Annotated in this window: 13 protein-coding genes; 9 read left to right on the top strand and 4 right to left on the bottom strand. The window is 57.6% G+C overall.

Annotation, left to right across the window (positions count from 1 at the left end):
* Positions 1-556: 556 nt before the first annotated feature.
* Positions 557-1,006: a response regulator gene (locus HDF09_RS11395; RefSeq protein WP_183766300.1), complete on the top strand. Its 450-nt coding sequence runs from the start codon at positions 557-559 to the stop codon at positions 1,004-1,006.
* A 52-nt stretch (positions 1,007-1,058) separates the two neighbouring features.
* Here HDF09_RS11395 and recG read toward each other — a convergent pair whose 3' ends face one another.
* Positions 1,059-3,476, bottom strand: a complete 2,418-nt coding sequence (gene recG / locus HDF09_RS11400) for an ATP-dependent DNA helicase RecG (RefSeq protein WP_183766302.1) — start codon at positions 3,474-3,476, stop codon at positions 1,059-1,061.
* 91 nt (positions 3,477-3,567) lie between these two features.
* Here recG and HDF09_RS11405 point away from each other — a divergent pair, with 91 nt between their 5' ends.
* The 3 genes from HDF09_RS11405 to HDF09_RS11415 all read left to right on the top strand — a co-directional run bounded on the left by HDF09_RS11405 (position 3,568) and on the right by HDF09_RS11415 (position 7,032).
* Positions 3,568-4,800 (top strand): MFS transporter, encoded by a 1,233-nt coding sequence (locus HDF09_RS11405; RefSeq protein ID WP_260181231.1) that lies wholly within the window; start codon positions 3,568-3,570, stop codon positions 4,798-4,800.
* 62 nt (positions 4,801-4,862) lie between these two features.
* The gene (locus tag HDF09_RS11410; protein WP_183766313.1) at positions 4,863-5,795 is read left to right on the top strand and encodes an ABC transporter ATP-binding protein; all 933 of its coding nucleotides are present in this window, start codon (positions 4,863-4,865) and stop codon (positions 5,793-5,795) included.
* Positions 5,788-7,032, top strand: a complete 1,245-nt coding sequence (locus HDF09_RS11415) for an ABC transporter permease (RefSeq protein ID WP_183766315.1) — start codon at positions 5,788-5,790, stop codon at positions 7,030-7,032. Before HDF09_RS11410 ends, HDF09_RS11415 begins: the two co-directional genes overlap by 8 nt.
* 8 nt (positions 7,033-7,040) lie before the next feature.
* Here the strand turns inward: HDF09_RS11415 and HDF09_RS11420 are convergent, their stop codons facing one another.
* The gene (locus HDF09_RS11420) at positions 7,041-7,406 is read right to left on the bottom strand and encodes a VOC family protein (RefSeq protein WP_183766317.1); all 366 of its coding nucleotides are present in this window, start codon (positions 7,404-7,406) and stop codon (positions 7,041-7,043) included.
* A 94-nt stretch (positions 7,407-7,500) separates the two neighbouring features.
* Between HDF09_RS11420 and HDF09_RS11425 the strand changes: the two genes are divergently transcribed.
* The gene (locus tag HDF09_RS11425; protein WP_183766319.1) at positions 7,501-7,800 is read left to right on the top strand and encodes a helix-turn-helix domain-containing protein; all 300 of its coding nucleotides are present in this window, start codon (positions 7,501-7,503) and stop codon (positions 7,798-7,800) included.
* Positions 7,801-7,825: 25 nt separating this feature from the next.
* Here the strand turns inward: HDF09_RS11425 and HDF09_RS11430 are convergent, their stop codons facing one another.
* On the bottom strand, positions 7,826-9,319 hold the full coding sequence (locus HDF09_RS11430; RefSeq protein WP_183766321.1) for an outer membrane beta-barrel protein: 1,494 nt from the start codon (positions 9,317-9,319) through the stop codon (positions 7,826-7,828).
* Between the two features lie 128 nt (positions 9,320-9,447).
* On the opposite strand from HDF09_RS11430, the gene HDF09_RS11435 reads away from it, so the two are divergent.
* The 4 genes from HDF09_RS11435 to HDF09_RS11450 all read left to right on the top strand — a co-directional run bounded on the left by HDF09_RS11435 (position 9,448) and on the right by HDF09_RS11450 (position 16,717).
* Positions 9,448-10,092, top strand: a complete 645-nt coding sequence (locus HDF09_RS11435; protein WP_311719321.1) for a lysophospholipid acyltransferase family protein — start codon at positions 9,448-9,450, stop codon at positions 10,090-10,092.
* A 114-nt stretch (positions 10,093-10,206) separates the two neighbouring features.
* On the top strand, positions 10,207-11,301 hold the full coding sequence (gene queA, locus HDF09_RS11440; protein ID WP_183766323.1) for a tRNA preQ1(34) S-adenosylmethionine ribosyltransferase-isomerase QueA: 1,095 nt from the start codon (positions 10,207-10,209) through the stop codon (positions 11,299-11,301).
* A 76-nt stretch (positions 11,302-11,377) separates the two neighbouring features.
* The gene (gene polA / locus HDF09_RS11445) at positions 11,378-14,224 is read left to right on the top strand and encodes a DNA polymerase I (RefSeq protein ID WP_183766325.1); all 2,847 of its coding nucleotides are present in this window, start codon (positions 11,378-11,380) and stop codon (positions 14,222-14,224) included.
* Positions 14,225-14,356: 132 nt separating this feature from the next.
* The gene (locus HDF09_RS11450; RefSeq protein ID WP_183766327.1) at positions 14,357-16,717 is read left to right on the top strand and encodes a Tex family protein; all 2,361 of its coding nucleotides are present in this window, start codon (positions 14,357-14,359) and stop codon (positions 16,715-16,717) included.
* A 553-nt stretch (positions 16,718-17,270) separates the two neighbouring features.
* Here the strand turns inward: HDF09_RS11450 and HDF09_RS11455 are convergent.
* Entirely contained in the window at positions 17,271-18,317 is a 1,047-nt protein-coding gene (locus tag HDF09_RS11455) for an AI-2E family transporter (RefSeq protein ID WP_183766330.1), read from the bottom strand.
* Between the last annotated feature and the right edge of the window lie 85 nt (positions 18,318-18,402).

Consider the following 18,402-nt stretch of genomic DNA (forward strand, 5'->3'; position numbering starts at 1 on the left):
CTTCGCCGCTTGCCAAGTCACCCACTCATTCGTACTGTTGGAAAGCGTTGACGACGACGTTGCCAGCAAGAGGGAAGCGTCGTTGGAGATGATTTGCTTTCGCCTGTTTTCTGACAATTTGAGTTGAGAGAAGCTCGACTGCCCCGCAGTCGCGACTCCCCAGCGCAATCTTACTGTCTGCACGCGCAGTGAGGTCGATGCCAGCATCTCCGGCATCGACACTCACTGTATCCGCAGCATACGGATCCCTGCGCTCTCGGAGCCGCGTGGCAACCTGCGCCGGCCTACAGCCTCTCTCGCACCCCGCGGTTCGGCAGCTTCGCTCGCTGGACAGATGGCCCTGATCCCTCGTGGAGCAGACAGGAGAGCTTTGCTCATTCTGTCTTCTCTACTTCGGGAGCAGCGGACCCACTACGCGCTGAGAGCCGCATCCGGCCGAACCACGGGGAAGTTTTGAACACCACCAGACCGGCCCGCCTGCAAACCAGCAGACGCGTCAGACTGGCCCATCGGCCGCGAGCCACCAGAAGGTGGTGTCCGGCAGAAGAGAGACTGCATGCGCCCCAAGAAAACGATTCTCTGCGTAGATGACAATGAACAAATTCTCTCCGTCCGCACCTTCCTCCTCGAAACCCGTGGCTATCGCGTCATCGCTGCCCACAGCGCGCAGGAGGCGCTTACCGTTCTCGATCAATATCTCCCCGGCACACTCGACCTCATTCTCTGCGATCTCATCATGCCGCAGATGGATGGCAACGAACTGGTCCGCCGCGCCAAACAACTCCATCCCGGCTTACCCGCGATGATCGTCTCCGGCACAGTCAACGCCTTCGATCGAGCCGTTCACGCCGATGTCTTCCTCCCTAAAGGCGCTTCGTCCCCGGCGGAGATGATCGAACGTATTCGAGTCCTCGTAGCGCGCAAGCGTGGCCCGAAGAAGGCCATCGTTGCATCGACATCGCAATCTCCACAGCTTGGTTCCTTCACTCACGCCACGGCAAGCTAAGGCATCTCGCAACGACGAGCGGTCTCTAATCTGCAGCAGAGGTTCAAAGAAATCAGGCCTCGACCAATCCATACTTCCTCTGCCACTGCATCTTCAACCGCGCCCACACAGCGTCCTTCTCTTCACTCAAAACAGATGGATCAGGTTCCGACGCGAAGCGCGCAGCCTCTGTCTTGGCCAACTCCAGCAGCGCACGGTCGCGTATCAGATTCGCAACCCTGAACTCCGGCATACCAGCCTGACGCGTTCCGAAGAACTCTCCAGGCCCGCGTTGCTGCAGATCAAGCTCAGCTAGTTCAAAACCATTCTGCGTGCGCACCATCGCATCCAGCCTGGCCTCAGCCTGTTCGCTCACCCTTCCGCCTGTCATCAACACGCAGAAGCTCTTCGCCGCTCCACGACCAACCCGTCCGCGCAACTGATGCATCTGCGCCAGCCCAAACCGCTCGGCATGTTCGATCACCATCACCGAAGCGTTCGGAACATCGACGCCCACTTCGATTACAGTCGTCGCAATCAGCACATCGAGGTCCCCCCGCTGAAACCGCCGCATCGTCACGTCCTTGTCATCCGCGCTCAACCGCCCATGCAGCAGCCCAAGCCGAAGTCCACTCAATGGCCCCAGCCGCAGCTCCTCATACATATCTGTCGCTGCTCGAAGCGCCCTCTTCGGCTCAAACAACTTCTCCGTCTTCGCAGGGGCTTTCTTCTTAGTCTTCGTAGTTGTCTTTGCTTTCTGTGCGAGGAAAGACTTGTCATCCCGACCGAACCTTGAGCTTGCCGAAAGGGTAGTGGAGGGACCCGCTGTTTTCTTCCCCGAGGATGCGCTCGCAGGCTCTTCTTCAACGTCCTGCGGAAAATCCAACTCCGGTTGATCATCCTTAGCCCCTTCAATCACCGGATACACGATATAGGCCTGCCGTCCTGCCTCGACCTGCTTGCGCACAAAGGCCCACACGTCCTCTGCACGCTCCTCTGTCGTTCGTCTGGTCACAATCGGAGTTCTTCCGGGCGGCAGCTCATCGATCACACTCGCATCAAGGTCGCCGTACAACGTCAACGCAAGCGTTCGCGGAATCGGCGTCGCCGTCATCACCAGCACATCCGGATCAAGCGCGCCCGGCTTCTTCATCAATCGAAATCGTTGCTGGACGCCGAACCGATGCTGCTCATCGACGATCACGAGACCCAGATTTTCGAAGTCGACTTTATCTTCAATCAGCGCATGAGTTCCAATCGCAAGATCGGTCTCGCCGCGAAAGATTCTCCCGCGCGCCTCCCGTTTCGTCGCCTCATCCAGCGATCCCGTCAGAAGGGTCACCCGATAAGGCTTTCCTGTTCGCGGCGACAGCACATCCCCCAGCAGCTTCCTCGCGGAAAGATAATGCTGCGTCGCCAGAATCTCCGTCGGAGCCATCAAAGCCGTCTGGTAGCCGTTCTCAATCGCGACCAGCGCAGCCTGCATCGCAACAATTGTCTTGCCCGATCCCACATCGCCCTGCAGTAATCGCCGCATCGGCTGCGGCTTGCGCATATCGCTCGCAATCTCGCCCAGCACACGCTTCTGCGCCGCAGTCGGATGGAAGGGAAGCACCTGCTTGATCGCCTCCCGCACCTTCACATTCGTCACAAACGCCGTACCCTCGCGCTCCCTCATGCGCCGTCGCTTCAACTCCAGTCCCAGTTCGAGATAGAAAAACTCTTCGAAGATCAACCGCCGATGTCCCGGCGTAGTCGCCGACATCAACTCCACCATCGGCGTTCCGGCTTCAGGAAAATGTACAGCCTTTAACGCCTTCAGCCGCTCAGGAAACGAGAGCCTTTTCCGCATCGACTCAGGCAGAGTCTCAACCTGACTAGCCGACCCGCTGACTTGCTGACTTGCTGACTCGCTGACCTGCTGCTTCTCCAGTTCTTCGAACAGAGTCCAGATCACCCGTCTGAGCCACTTCGATCCCAGCTTTGCCCCCCACGCCGTAGTCCCTCCCAGCGACTCATACACCGGCACAATCCGCCCAACCTCGAGCATGGACAACTCAGCATCCGCGCCAGCCCCCGAAGGCAGAATCTCAAACTGCGGCTGAATCATCTTGAACTTTCCCGCGCTGCTTCGCGAAGGTTCAAGCTTCCCATACAGCGCAACCATCTGCCCCACATGAAATTTGTCCCTCAAATAGGTCCCGCGAAACCACATGCACTTCACAGTGCTGAGCCCCTGTCCCACCGTCATCTCGAATAACGGCATACTTCGCGTCTGCAGCAATACCGTCCCGCGCACCTCGCCGATCACCGACGCCATGGTCCCCGCCCTCAGCTCACTCATCGGCACCGGGTTCAGGCGATCCTCATAGCGAAAGGGCAGGTGATACAGCAGATCCTCGACCGTCTCGACGCCGCGCTTGGCAAGCTCGACCGCAATCCGCTCCCCCACGAGCTTTACAAACTTGATAGGTGTAGAAAGTTCCAGCACAGACCGATGCTACCAAGAACCAGCCGTGGCCAACTCCCGCACTTCCACAACAGCCTTTCAGTATTGACAGCAGATATGTTGCAATAAAAGAATGCCTGCCTCTGAAGCGAGCTCAGTAACGACCGCCGAGCGCAAAAACATCCTTCTGCACACGCCCCTCATGGCGCTTGCGGTAGCCGCCTTCGGCATCGGCACCTCCGAGTTCATCATCATGGGCCTTCTGCCCAACCTCGCCGACGACTTCCACGTCAGCATCCCCAGGGCCGGCGTCCTCGTCACCGGCTACGCGCTCTCCGTCACCATCGGCGCGCCAATCGTAGCCATCGCCACCGCCCGCCTTGAGCGCAAACTCGCCCTACTTCTCCTCATGGGCGTCTTTACTCTCGGCAACCTGGCCTGCGCCGTAGCCCCCACTTACAATCTCCTCTTCGCCGCCCGCGTCCTCACCGCCCTCTGCCACGGAGCCTTCTTCGGCATCGGCAGTGTAGTCGCTGCAAATCTAGTTCCCCGCAACCAGCGTGCCCAGGCGATTGCGCTCATGTTCTCCGGCCTAACGCTTGCCAACGTCCTGGGCGTCCCAGCCGGAACCGCACTTGGCCAGGCCTACGGCTGGCGATTCGCCTTCTGGGCTATCGTTCCCATAGGCCTCATCGCCGCAATTGCTGTCTTCTTCCTGGTCCCCAAACAAGCAGCAGGCTCCGGCAGCCTACTCCACGAGTTCCGCGTCCTCCGCAAACCTCAAGTCCTGCTAGTCCTCGCCATGAGTATCCTCACCTCCGCCTCGCTCTTCTGCGTCTTCACCTACATTGCCCCAACCCTCGAGGCCGTCACGCTCGTCTCCCCCCACGCCGTCACCCTCACGCTCCTGCTCTTCGGCGTCGGCATCACCGTAGGCAACTTCCTCGGCGGCACTCTCAGCGACTGGCGTCCCATGGCCTTCCTCATCGGCGCCCTCCTCACCCTCCTGGCCTCGCTCCTCGCTCTCTACTACGCCGAACCCCACGTCATCCCAGCAATCGTCATGATCCTCATCTGGGGAGCAATCCAGTTCGCCGCCGGAGCCCCGCTCCAATCCCGCATCGTCGACCAGGCCGCCGCCGCACCCAACCTCGCCTCCACCCTCAACCAGGGAGCCTTCAACTTCGGCAACGCCACCGGAGCCTCTCTCGGCGGCATGATGCTCACCGCCGGCTACACCTACCGCCAGCTCCCTCTAGCCAGCATCATCGTCACCCTCATCACCTTGATCCTCGCGATCCTCTCCGCCCGGCTCGATCGCAAACACCGCGACGCTCGCATCGCCGAGCAGCTATCCGTACTCTGACGCCACGCGAACACCCACGCCACCCCTGATAAACTGGCCCTGACACAACGACACGAGAACCCATGCCCATCGTAGAACTGCAACATGTCCGCAAGGCCTACGACACCAAGATCGCCGTAGCAGACCTCAGCTTCACCATCGAGCCTGGCAGCATGTTCGGCCTTCTCGGCCCCAACGGCTCCGGCAAAACCTCCTCCATCCGCATGATGATCGGCATCACGGTCCCCGACTCCGGTACCGTCAGTCTTTTCGGTAAACCCTTCAACCGCGACCTCCTCAAACGCGTCGGCTATCTCCCCGAAGAGCGCGGCCTCTACAAAAAGATGAAGGTCATGGACCAGCTCATCTTCCTCGGCCAACTCCGCGGCCTCAACGCCACCACTGCATCAAAGCGCGCACACGACTGGTGCGACCGCCTCGGAATCACCCCATCCATCGACAGGAAAACCGAAGAGCTCTCCAAGGGCATGCAGCAAAAGATCCAGTTCATCTCCACGCTCCTCCACGAGCCCGAGCTCATCATCATGGACGAGCCCTTCAGTGGCCTCGACCCCGTCAACGCCGTCCTCCTCATGGACACTCTCGTCGACCTCCGCAAACAAGGCCGCACCATCCTCTTCTCCACCCACCGCATGGATCAGGTCGAAAAGATCTGCGACAACATCTGCCTCATCCACAACAGCCACCTCGTCCTCTCCGGCTCCATGCGCGAAATCAAGTCTCGCTACCCCGTCAACCGCGTCCTCATCAACTTCACCGGCGACGACTCCTTCCTCAACCACCCCACCATCCACTCTGCAAAGAACTACGGCGGCCACGCCGAGATCCGCCTCAACGAAGGAGCCGACGCTCAGGCCCTCCTCGCCGACGCCATCCGCACCGGCGCCCGCATCACCCGCTTCGAAGTCATGGAGCCGACACTCGAAGAGATCTTCATCGAAAAGGTCACCGAAGAATCTACCGGCGTCCCGGCTGGAGAAAAAGTTCATGCATAACGTCTGGCTCATCGCAAAACGCGAGTACCTCGAGCGTATTCGCACCAAGGCCTTCCTCATCGCCACCATTCTTATTCCGCTCTTCATGGGAGCCTTCGTCTTCGGCAGCGGCTATCTCGCCTCTCGCACCAGATCCTCAGCCCATCTCGCCATCCTCTCCTCCGACACCTCCTTCTCCGCCGACCTCAAGCACGAACTCCAGACCGGAAAGAACAGTGGCATGACCGTCGAAGTTCTCGCATCAAACTCGCCATCTAACAGCGACGAGATCCGCGCCAACCTCGACCACAATCTCCAGAGCAAATCAGGAGATCTCACCGGCTATCTCGTCGTTACGCCTGCTGCACAGACGAACGTACGTCCCACCTTTACCTACGTTCCGCGCTCAGCCGGCGACATCAGCACCGAAGACACACTCTCCGCTGCCATCCAAAACGTTCTCACGCGCGAAGGTCTCACGCATCAGGGCATGGGTCCGTCTGACATCGCAGCCCTCATGGCACCAGTCGCCATCGACACCAGCAAAACCGGCGACAGCCGCGCCGCCTTCGGTGCCGCCTATCTCCTCTTCTTCCTCATGTACATGGTCATCATGCTCTACGGCATGAACACCGCACGCTCCATCATTGAAGAAAAAAGCAGCCGCGTCTTCGAGGTCATGCTCTCAACCATCAAGCCCGACGAGATGCTCGCCGGCAAGATCCTTGGCGTCGGCGCCGTCGGCATCACGCAAGTAGGCGTCTGGATGCTGGCCGCCGCTGCCCTCGGTTCGACCTCACTCGCAACCGGCCTCACCGGAAGCGGCCACGCGCTCATCAGTGCCACGCAGATCGTCTTCTTCGTCGCCTACTTCATCTTCGGTTTTCTGGTCTACTCCAGCATCGCCGCCGCTCTCGGCGCCATGACGAACTCTGAGCAGGAGCTCCAGCAACTCAACATGTTCCTCGTCATCCCGCTCGCCTTCTGCTTCCTCATGATCTTCGTCATCGTGCGCGCGCCAAACTCCACCCTCGCGCAGATCGTCTCCCTCATCCCCTTCTGCAGCCCCCTGCTGATGAACTTCCGCATCTCCCTAACCACGGTTCCACCCTGGCAGATCGGTCTCTCTTTCGTGCTAATGAGCCTGACGATCCTCGCCATCCTCTGGGTCGCGAGCCGCATCTATCGCGTCGGCATTCTCATGTACGGCAAAAAACCCAACCTCCCCGAGATCCTACGCTGGCTAAAGTACAGCTAGCCAACCAGCTATCGGCTTGACAAAACAAACTGATTTCCATCGGCATCTGCAAAAATTGCCGACGTGCCCCAGTCTTCTTTTCGCGGAGCCTGTACAAACGTCACACCACGCGACTCCAGGCTCTTGGCCGTTGCGAAGACGTCATCGCACCAGAAGCTGATGGACTGAAACGTCCCGATGCGGTCTTCGTGCCCCTTCGGCGTAAATAACGCAATACCGGTCTCCGTTCCAGGGAAGGCAAGCTCAATCCATCGCTGCCCCGGACCCATCTCCTGGTCCGTCGTAATCTTGCATCCCGCCTTCTCTGTCCAGAACCGTAACGCCTCATCCTGATTGCGAACTGGAACTCCAACAAATTTAATACCTCGAATCATCGTCGTTCTCCTTTCTCCTTGCCCTGCAGACTAAAGCGACCGAAAGTGCCAGTGCAATTGCCTCTGTAAAGCTATAGTATTGGCTGATATAGCTATGATCGAGATCGATCCATACCTCATCGACGTCCTCATGCGCGACCTCGCCGGACACGATCGCCGCCCAGCCAGCTTCCTTGTCTACCTCTGGCTCGCTGCCGAATCTGAAAAGCGAGGCTCCGAGGTACAGATCGGGTATCGAGAGTTGGCGGAAAACATCGGCATCAGCAAAAGTGCGGCACAGAGCGCAGTTCGCTGGCTGATCAAGCGCCGTCTTCTCTCCGCAAAAAAGTCCAACGCAACGGCTCTACCCAGTTACAAGACACTCTCTCCGTGGAAGGGGCGAGCCCAACGCTGATCCGCTATGCGCCGAACGATCGCAGCTACCAGGCCCCCGTCTTCCCCCCAACCCACCAGACCATCCCCACAGTCAGCGTAGGCTGATCCGAAGACAACACCCCAGGCTTGTTCGTCAAAAAGAAGGGAACATTGCTCCAGTCTCTGCGATACTCCACACGAGTCAAAAATCCCTCGCCAAACTTGTACTCATAGGTCCCCGTAAACTCCTTCAGCGCCTGCGTAGTCCCGCTGAAGAGCCCTCCACGATCGGACAAGTACTCGGTCCGTCCCCCCAGCGCCATCTTCGGCGTCAGCTGATACCGTGCATAAGCCGCCCCGCCATCCACATGCGAAGGCGCGGAAGACTCCCCAGGCGCCGCATTGGCCCACTCCCGCGAGATCAAATAATCCCCCTCAAGCGACAACGTTAGCTTCGGCGTCGCGTTCCACGTCACGTAGCTGTCGAAGATATGTTGCTTGCCATCTGGAGCAGGAGTAATCGCCTGCAGGCACAGCCCAGGCTGCACCGGGGCCGTGCAGTTCGTAGCCGGCGCGGCATCCGGATGGTCTTGTCCAAGGTAGTAGTTGAAGTTCCAAACAACACTCTTCGCGGGTTGCGCCGTAAATCCAAACAACTCGTCCTTAAACGAGTTCGTAGGCTCCGACTGATCGGTTCCATTCACTAGCCAGTAGTTCACCGCCAGCTTGTCGTTCACCTTGTAGCTGGTCCGGACACCAGCGTGATAGAACGGCAGATAGTTGAAGAAGAAGGACCGCGAGTAGTTCACCTGGTCCTTCGTATAGTTGCCTTCGATTCCCAGTGAACTAGCCCACTTGCCCACATCCACTGTCAGTCCCTTACCCAGCGGCACGACATACGTTCCATACACCTGAAAGATATTCCGGTAGATATCCGGTCGAGGCTCGTTCTGCGGACTCCCCTGCAGTGTCTCCGTCGCCTGCCCAAACTGCAGATCCAACCGAACTCCGTAGCGTCTACCAGCCGCAACATCTGGGTCGAGCGCAAACACGACGTCAGCCTGGTTGATGCTGAATGCATTGCTCAGCACATCGTAGGCCCGCAGATACTGCACCCGCCCAATCGGATGATTGAAGTCGTAGTCGTAGTACCCGTCAAAGGTATAGTTCAGCGTGGCCCCACCGGGAAGCTGTGTCGGCAAAACTGAAGCCACAGGAGAAGTTGGTGTTGAAGTGGTCTGCTGACTCACTGCTGCTGACGCCGGGACAGACGCGACGCTGCTGCTCGACACACCTTCCACGCTGCTCCGAACATCCGCAGCCGGGCCAACTAGCACCGCCGGCCTCAGTGTTGCCACCTCCGTCGTCACAACAGGACGTTCTTTGTGCAGCTCTGCCTCCAACACGCTTACCCGCAGCGCCAGATCGCGCACCGTCTGTCGTAGCTCCTCAACGTCGGCGTTGGTTGGAGTAGCCGCCGCACTCTGCGCGCTGGCTTCAAACCCTGACGACAAAACAAGAAAAAGAGAAAAAAGGAGGAGTCGATTGAAGCAACGCATAGGCAGCCCTCTCACCAGCGCATTAAGCAAATCACGTTTACGGTAAATTGATCGTAAAGGGCAGAACGTTCTTCTCGAGTCTTTTTCTGAGGATCCGTCCGGCAGGACACATAGGTAAACTGAACGAAGTGGCCTCCACCTACACCCTCAAGCAACGCCTCGCCCTCGCCATCGTCCCCCGCCTCGCGAGTGCGACCATCCGCCTCCTCGGCATGACCCTTCGCTTCGAAGACGTCCGCGACCCCGGAGCCTCGCTGGCCTTCGACTCCCCACCCCCAGCCGTCTACGCCTTCTGGCACCGCTCCCTGCTCCTCAGCGCCTGGCACTTCCGCAACCACGACATTGCCATCCTCATCAGCGCCAGCTTCGACGGCGAACTCATCGCCCGCACCGTCGAGCGTCTGGGCTTCCTGGCCATAAGAGGCTCCAGCTCACGCTCAGGCACCCTCGGCCTGCGCAACATGTACCGAGCCTATCGGGACGGCCACTACTGCGCCATCACCGCCGACGGCCCCCGCGGCCCCGCCATGGTCGCCAAACCCGGCGTCACCCAGCTCGCCCAACTCGCCGGCAGCTCCGTCGGAACCTTCTACGTCCTCCCCGAACGAGCCTGGCAGCTTCGCTCCTGGGACCGCTTCCTCATCCCCAAGCCCTTCTCAAGAGTCTTCATAGGCTGGCCCCTCCTGACCGCCGCCAACGAGGAAGCAGTTCAGGCCGCCCTCGATCGCGCCGTCGAACTGGCCGAATCCCGAATCAGCAATCTCCGAAAATAAAGTTGAAAAAGTTGGCGTATTTTTCGTCGTCAAAATCAACCACGCAAAACACCACGTTGTCACCACGTTTCACCACACAACTCACCACGATTTCACCACTAAAATTGACATAGATTGCTCGTATCCGACTTCAATTTCGACCTCCCCGAAGAGCTGATAGCCCAGTCCCCACCGGCGATTCGCGGCTCCAGCCGCATGCTCCTCTTCGACCGCGCCACCGGCCAGTACCGTGACAATTTTTTTCGCAACTTACCCCGAATCCTAAAGCCCGGCGACCTCCTTATCCTCAATGACAGCCGTGTTTTACCCGCGCGCCTCTACGCCACTCGTGCCCGCAGCCCCCAAACCCAACACAGCTCACCCGACCCCACCGGCCGCATAGAAGTCCTGCTCACACAACAGCTTGCCCCAAATGATTGGACAGCACTCGTCCGCCCTAGCCGCAAGATTCAGCCAGGAGAACGCCTCCTCTTCCACGCCCCCAACGAAGCAAGACCCTTGCTGGAAGCGGAAATTATCTCCGCCTCCGAGTTCGGCGAACGCACTCTCCGCTTCTCCCCCACACCAGATTTCAACGCCATCCTCAACAAAATAGGCCACATGCCTCTCCCTCCCTACATCCACCGTGAGGATAGCGAAGCCGACCGCGACCGCTACCAGACAGTCTTCTCACAAGAATCCGGCAGCGCCGCCGCCCCCACAGCCGGTCTCCACTTCACTCCCGAGATTCTGACCCAACTCAAGCAAAACGGCATCCAAATCGAAACCATCACCCTCCACGTTGGCCTCGGCACCTTCCAGCCAGTCCGAGCGGAAAAGCTTGAAGATATTCGCCTCCACGCCGAGCACTACACCCTTCCTGCGACGACCGCAGAGGCCATCAACACCGCTCTTCGTGAAGGCGGCCGCATCATCGCGGCTGGCACAACCACGACCCGTACACTTGAACACTGTGCCCAGATATCTGCGGGGAGTTTTCTTGAACCTCACTCTGGCCAGACGACCATCTTCATCAGTCCTGGCTATAAGTTCAAGATCGTGAGCGGCCTCCTGACAAACTTTCATCTTCCACAATCCACGTTGCTTATGATGGTCAGCGCCTTTGCGTGTCCTGAAAATGGAAAAGAATTGGTACTTTCCGCTTACACACACGCCATTCTAAAAAAATACCGATTCTTCAGCTACGGTGACTGCATGCTCCTTCTCTAGAAACCAGAGATCTGCAATCACCACATCCCTCTGACCGAAGTCTTATCACTCGCCACGCGCTACCATCTAACAAGCCATGTCGAACTCAGCAAATCAAGCAAAAGCAGCCGTCGCGCCCGAAAACAAGCCTCCTATCTACTTGCTCGACAGCATGGCGTTCATCTTCCGCGCATACCACGCGATGCAGCGTCAACGCCCGATGTCAACGCGGACCGGCATTCCTACTGCAGCTACCTATGTCTTCGTGAACATGATCAACAAGCTTCGCAAGGACTTTTCCCCTCACTATCTTGCTGCGATCTACGACCTCTCCGGCCCTGTCTTCCGCGACGAGCGTGCTCGCGAAATGAAGTCGGTTAAGAAGTTCAACATTAAGACCCAGCAGTTTGAAGAGATCGATTATCTCGGCTATAAAGCCAACCGAACTGAAATGCCCGCCGACCTTGCCCAACAGCTTCCTTTTATTCGCCGCGCACTTGAAGCCTTTCGTATCCCGATTCTTAGTTACGAGGGATTCGAGGCGGACGACGTAATAGGAACACTCTCTTGGAAGCTCTCCGGTCTAGGCCACAAGGTCTACGTTGTCTCCTCCGATAAGGATATGATGCAGCTCGTCAACGAAGACGTGTTCATTCTCAATCCCACGAAAGACAACCTCATTCTTGACAGTGCTGGTGTTGAGGCTGCGCTTGGTGTCCCGCCCGAACGCGTCATTGATGTAATGGCCCTCCGTGGCGATTCAATCGATAACATTCCCGGTGCCCCAGGCATTGGTGATAAAGGATCCATCGAACTCATTCAACAGTTCGGCAGCGTTGAGGCCGCACTCGATCGCGCGGATGAAGTAAAGCGAAAGACGTATCGCGAATCGCTGCAAAACAATCGCGACAATATTCTTCTTTCAAAAGAGCTCGTCACGATTCACACTGCTGTGCCTATCGACTACGAACTAGACGATATGCTTACCCAGCCCCCTGACAATGCTGCGTGTCGTGAACTTTTCTCGGAGCTCGAATTCACAACTTTGCTAAAGGAGCTTGCTCCTTCCGCGTCCAATACTCCCATCAGATACAATCTGCAACCGACTGCGGAGCAAATAAATGAATTACTGATCGATGCTCGTTCAACTGATCCTTCCGGAAGGGTCAATGGACTAACTCTGGCCGTTTTTGAAGATGCCCGGGCCCTCGCAGAAGAGGTCTCGGCGGATCTATCCACAGAACAGGAGACTGAGCCCGAGCCACTGCCATCCAAATCCATGTCGCTCTTTGAAATCCCGGAGCCGGAGATCCAGGGGCCGAGGGTGCCGACTGTTTTATCAGCTCTCCAGATTGGTCTCACGACATCTGCTAACTCCGCGATGATCGTCTCTCTTCACGCGCCCGGTTTGAGAGAGGCGCTTGAAGACCCAACCCTTCCCAAGCATGCCCATGACCTCAAAGCAGTCCTTAGGGCACTCGAGCCTCACAAGATCAACTTGACCGGGGTTCGCGACGATGTCATGCTCTATAGCTATCTCATCAACCCAACGCATGGCTCTCACACTCTTCCCGATGTTACGGCGCGATTTACTGACCGCGCCCTACCCCACACCTCAAAGACGCCTAGCGAAAGAGAAATTGCTAATCTCCTGCCCGAAGCAGCCAATGCTATCCACCGCCTCTCTGGCACGCTTCGCAGTCAGATTGAATCCGCTCACCTGACGCATATTTACGAGACGATGGATCTTCCGCTGATTCCTGTTCTGTTGCGCATGGAGCAGGCCGGTGTGCGGATTAACTCCGCGGTTCTCGGTGAGATGTCCACTCGGCTTGCTGTTGATATAGATAATCTCGCCGAGCGCATTTATACGGATTCGGGCCAACGTTTCAATATCAACTCGCCCAAGCAGCTCGGCGAAGTTCTCTTCAACAAGATGCTTCTTCCCAAGCCGATGAAGTATGGCAAGGGCAAAGTTGTCTCTACTGCTCAGGATGTTCTGGAGGAGCTTGCAGAACATCATGCCGTTCCAGCGCTCGTGCTCGAATATCGTCAACTCGCGAAGCTTAAATCAACCTATCTCGACTCGCTTCCGCAGCTTACCGATGCGATGGGCCGTGTTCATACAACCTTCAATCAAGTCGGTACGGCGACTGGGCGCCTCTCCAGTACTAATCCGAACCTGCAGAACATTCCTGTTCGTACTGCTCTAGGTCGTGAGATTCGCGCTGCATTTATTCCTGCTCCGGGGAATGTGCTAATGTCGGCAGACTATTCGCAGATCGAACTGCGCCTGATGGCCCACTTCTCGCAAGACCCTTTGTTACTCGATGCCTATCGAACCGGCAAGGATATTCACACTCTGACCGCGAGCGAGGTGTTTGGCGTTGACGCTGCCACTATGGACAAAGAGACACGCGCTCGCGCGAAGGCTGTTAATTTTGGCATCGTATATGGCATTAGTCCGTTTGGACTTGCAGCGCAGCTGAACATTGATCAAAAGACCGCCAAAACCTATATCGAGACCTACTTTGAACGCTACAAAGGGGTCCAGCGTTTCATTGAGGAGACACTCGAGACAGTGCGTCGAGATCAATCCGTGAAAACGTACTTTGGCCGAATTCGACCAATCCCTGATATTCAATCCCGCAACCCCAACATGCGCGGTTTTGCGGAGCGGACTGCGATCAATACGCCGCTCCAGGGTACGGCTGCCGATCTCATCAAACTGGCGATGCTTAGGATCGACCAGCTTATTCGAGATCGAAGGCTGAAGTCGCAGATGACGCTCCAGGTACATGACGAGCTGCTCTTTGACGTAGTGCCTGAAGAGGTTCAAGAACTTCAAGAACTTGTCAAGCACGAGATGGAGCACGTTGCCGAGTTCTCCATTCCGATCGTTGCAGAGGTGGGGGTTGGACCGAACTGGCGAGATATGAAGTAGCACTCTCCTCGATCTTTCGATCTGCTGACGAATCGTTCTACGTGCGCATGATGCTGCGTTGAGCGTGTCGCCTGGGTAAGTGACAGCAGGGCGAGTTTTCCTAGCCAGTTGGCAGTAGCATTGAGACAAGCTATGACTGACGTAAGCGTTCTCTCTCCTCAGATTTTGCTGCATATTGCCCAAACTCTCAACCTCCCGATGCATGGTCTGGTAGCGGTAATTACGCTTCTGGATGAGGGAGGGACGGTGCCTTTTATTGCGAGGTATCGCAAGGAGGCTACTGGCAATCTCGATGAGGTGCAGATTCGCGATATCGAGGAGAAGCTCGCTTACTTTCGAGATCTGGCTGCGCGGCGAGCTACGATTCTGGCTTCGATTGCGGAGCAGGGCAAGCTGAGCGATGAGTTGAAGGCGCGGATCGAAGCGACTCTTGATAAGAGCGAGTTGGAGGATCTGTATCTTCCGTATCGGCCGAAGCGAAGGACGAAGGCGACGATCGCTCGAGAGAAGGGGTTGGAGCCGCTTGCGCTTTATCTGTGGGAGCAGAGGATTGCGGATGAGCCGCTGAGTTTGAAGGCTCCGCGGTTCGTCGATGTGGCTAAGGGCGTTGCTTCGGTCGAGGAGGCCCTTGAGGGCGCGAGACATATCGTTGCTGAGATGATCAGCGAGAGCGCAGATTTGCGAAAGGCTGCTCGCGCGCTGATGTTCGATGAAGGCGTAGTTGTGAGCCGTAAAGCGATGGACGCGGTGGATGAGCAAGAGAAGTTCAAGATGTACTACGAGTATCGCGAGCCGGTGAAGACGATTCCGTCGCATCGGATGCTCGCGATTCGTCGCGGTGAGAGCGAGAACGTTCTTTATTTTTTGATTGAGTTGGAGTCGGCACGGGCGGTGAATGTGTTGCGGCGTGGAGTGCTGCGAGAGCAGGGGGATTGGACGCCTCAGCTGGAGTTGGCGATTGAGGATTGCTGGTCGCGGCTGCTGAACTCGTCGATTCAGGGTGAACTGCGGCTGGAGTTGAAGAAGCGCTCGGATCTGGATGCGATTCAGGTGTTCCGGGAGAACCTGCATCATCTGTTGCTGGCGCCGCCGGCGGGGCCTATCTCGGTGCTGGGGATTGATCCGGGGCAGAGGACCGGGTGCAAGGTTGCGGTGGTGGATGAGACGGGGAAGTTCCTCGCCAATGATGTGTTGTATCTGCATACGTCGAAGGGCGCTGCGGAGGCCGCTGGCAAGACGCTTGAGGCTCTGGTGGTGAAGCACCAGGTGAGGGCGATTGCTATCGGGAATGGGACGGCTTCGCGGGAGACGGATGCGTTTGTGCGGGAGTTTCTGCGCGAGCGCGGGCTGGAGAACATCTTCTCGGTGACGGTGAGCGAGTCGGGGGCGAGTATCTATTCGGCTTCGGATGTGGCGCGGCAGGAGTTTCCGGACCTCGACCTGACGGTGCGTGGGGCGATCTCCATCGCGCGTCGATTGCAGGATCCTCTTTCGGAACTGGTGAAGGTGGAGCCGAAGTCGATTGGCGTTGGGCAGTATCAGCATGATGTGGATCAGAGGCAGTTGCAGCAGTCGCTGGAGACAGTGATTGAGAGCTGCGTGAATCGGGTTGGTGTTGACCTGAATACTTCGTCGTGGACTTTGCTGCGTTATGTTTCGGGCGTGACGGAGCGGACGGCGCTGAACATCGTGAGCTATCGGAACGAGCATGGACGGTTCCGTTCGCGGACGCAGTTGATGAAGGTCCCTGGAATCGGGGCGAAGACGTTCGAGCAGGCTGCGGGATTTCTGCGGATTCGGGATGGAGAGAATCCGCTGGATATGACTGCGGTTCATCCGGAGTCTTATCCGGTTGTGGAGCAGATTGCGGCTTCGTTGAAGGCTCCGGTGGAGGAACTGATCAAGAGTCCGCAGTTGCTGGAGAAGGTGGACAAGAGCGCGGTTTCGGCGGGGAGTTTTACGCTGAATGACATTCTGGAGGAGTTGAAGAAGCCGGGGCGTGATCCGCGGGATAAGTTTGTTGCGCCGAGCTTCAACGAGAGTGTACGGGAGCTGTCAGATGTGATGCCGGATATGGTGCTGGAAGGTGTGGTGACGAATGTGACCAAGTTTGGTGCGTTCGTCGATATCGGGGTGCACCAGGATGGGCTGGTGCATATCAGTGAGCTGTCGGTGAAGTTCATCAAGGATCCCTCTGAGGCGGTGAAGGCTGGGCAGATTGTGAAGGTGAAGGTGCTGTCCGTCGATGCGAAGACGAAGCGGATTGCGCTTTCGATCAAGGCGCTGCATGAGACGGGGCCGAGAGGTGTTCGTCCGGCGGACGGTGGTGCTCGGGGTGGGGCGTCTCCGAAGGAACAGGGGCCGAAAGAGCAGGGAAGGCCGGCGGGGAAGACTCAGGTTCAGGTGAAGGCTCATGCTGTTACTCCGGTGAAGGCTCCGATCTCTTTCGACGACAAGCTGGCGATGCTGTCTTCCAAGTGGAAGGGGCGGTAGTGCCGTTTCCTTATCGGCCTTGAGGGTACCCCCCTCCCCCCCCTCCTATTACACGCGTGTAAGCTGTTTGTAATCAACTATTTGCAGGACATGGGGGTCTGCAAATAAGTCTTAACAAAGGGGTTACTTACAGAATCGTCATTCCAAAAGACTTAGGTTCGTTTGTGGTTACAAAAGGAGATGCCCCGCTTTCGCGGGGCATTTTTCTGCTCATTTATTCAAGTGTACAGGACTGTGTAGAACTAATGCGCAACGTGAATTCCCTTGAATGGCGCTGGTTTTAGAAGCTTGAGGGCTTGACATGTGATTTTGCTGGGAATTTTGAAGTAGAGGTACGGGATTTTTTTGCTTGGATTGGGAGGCAAAGTCGAAGATATGGGCGAAGGACGAGAACAAAGTAAAGGCAAGGCAAAGGCGAAATACGGGGATCCTTCGACTGCGTGACTCACAAAGTGCCGTGAGTCACTTCGCTCAGGATGACGGTGTCTTGGGAGGGTGGTGTTGCGGAAAGGTGAAGACAACTGCAACAGCATATGCAAGATTTCGCGGCGGATCAGGGTTGCGTGGTGATTTGGGCGGTGCGGGTGTGCCAGATGTCGAGCAGGGTGGAGGCGATGGTGAAGATGACGGGGCCGAGGATGATGCCGAGGGGACCGAAGACTGCGATGCCTCCGAGGATGGTGATGAGGATGATGGCGGTGTGGGAGCGCAGGTGTCCGCCGATGAGGATGGGATAGAGGATGTTGTCGATGGTGCTGACGATGAGTCCGCCCCAGATGGCGAGCAGGGCGGCCTTGCCCCAGTGGCCGTTGAGGCCGAGGTAGATGGCGATGGGCCCCCAGACGAGGAAGGCTCCGAAGGCCGGGATCATGGCGAAGGCGGTAAGGGTGATGGACCAGAGGACGACGCCGGGAACGCCGAGAGTCCAGAAGGCGAGGCCGGCGAGGACTCCCTGTACGAGGGCGATGGCGAGGCGGCCTAGGAAGGTGGCGTAGATGGTGTCGTCGATGCGTTCGAGCAGTTCGCTGGTCTCGTCTTCGCGGAGGGGGAGGAGGGAGCGGAGGGCTGCGAGGGCAAGCTGGCGGTCGCGAAAGAGGAAGAAGAGAAGGAAAAGCATGACGACGATCTCGGTGATGAGATGGACGGAGTTGCCGAGGATCATGGCCGCCTTGCTGCCGACGTAGGCTGCGGTGGTGCGGGCTGCGTTGTTGACGTCGATGGAGGCGGAGAAGGCTTCGATGCGGTTGGCGAGTGCGGGATGGTTGGCGATGTAGTCGGTGAGGACGTTCTGGGTGCTGGGGTTGCGGAGGGAGGCGATGGCGCGGAGGGCCTGTTCGCCTAGCTCCTGCGCGAGAAAGAAGCCGGGGACGATGACGGCGAGGATGACGAGGATGAGGGCGATGGTGGCGCAGACGGTGCGGTTGGGGATGCGGGTGGAGAGCCAATTGTAGGGGATCTCGGTGACGACTGCGAGCACGATGGCTCCGACGATGGCGGAGAAGAAGGGCTGGAGGATGAAGGCGCAGAGAATGAGAGTGGCGAAGGTGAGAAGGTAGAGGGTGATCTGTCTCCAGGGTGGGGATTCTCTGCCTTCTTGCATGAGGTAAGCGCTCCAGTGAATGGGTTAGATGCGAATGTAACTGGTATGGGCTGAGATTAGAATACGTGGTCTATTGACGAATCGA

Source organism: Edaphobacter lichenicola (genome assembly GCF_014201315.1).
GTDB lineage: Bacteria > Acidobacteriota > Terriglobia > Terriglobales > Acidobacteriaceae > Edaphobacter > Edaphobacter lichenicola_B.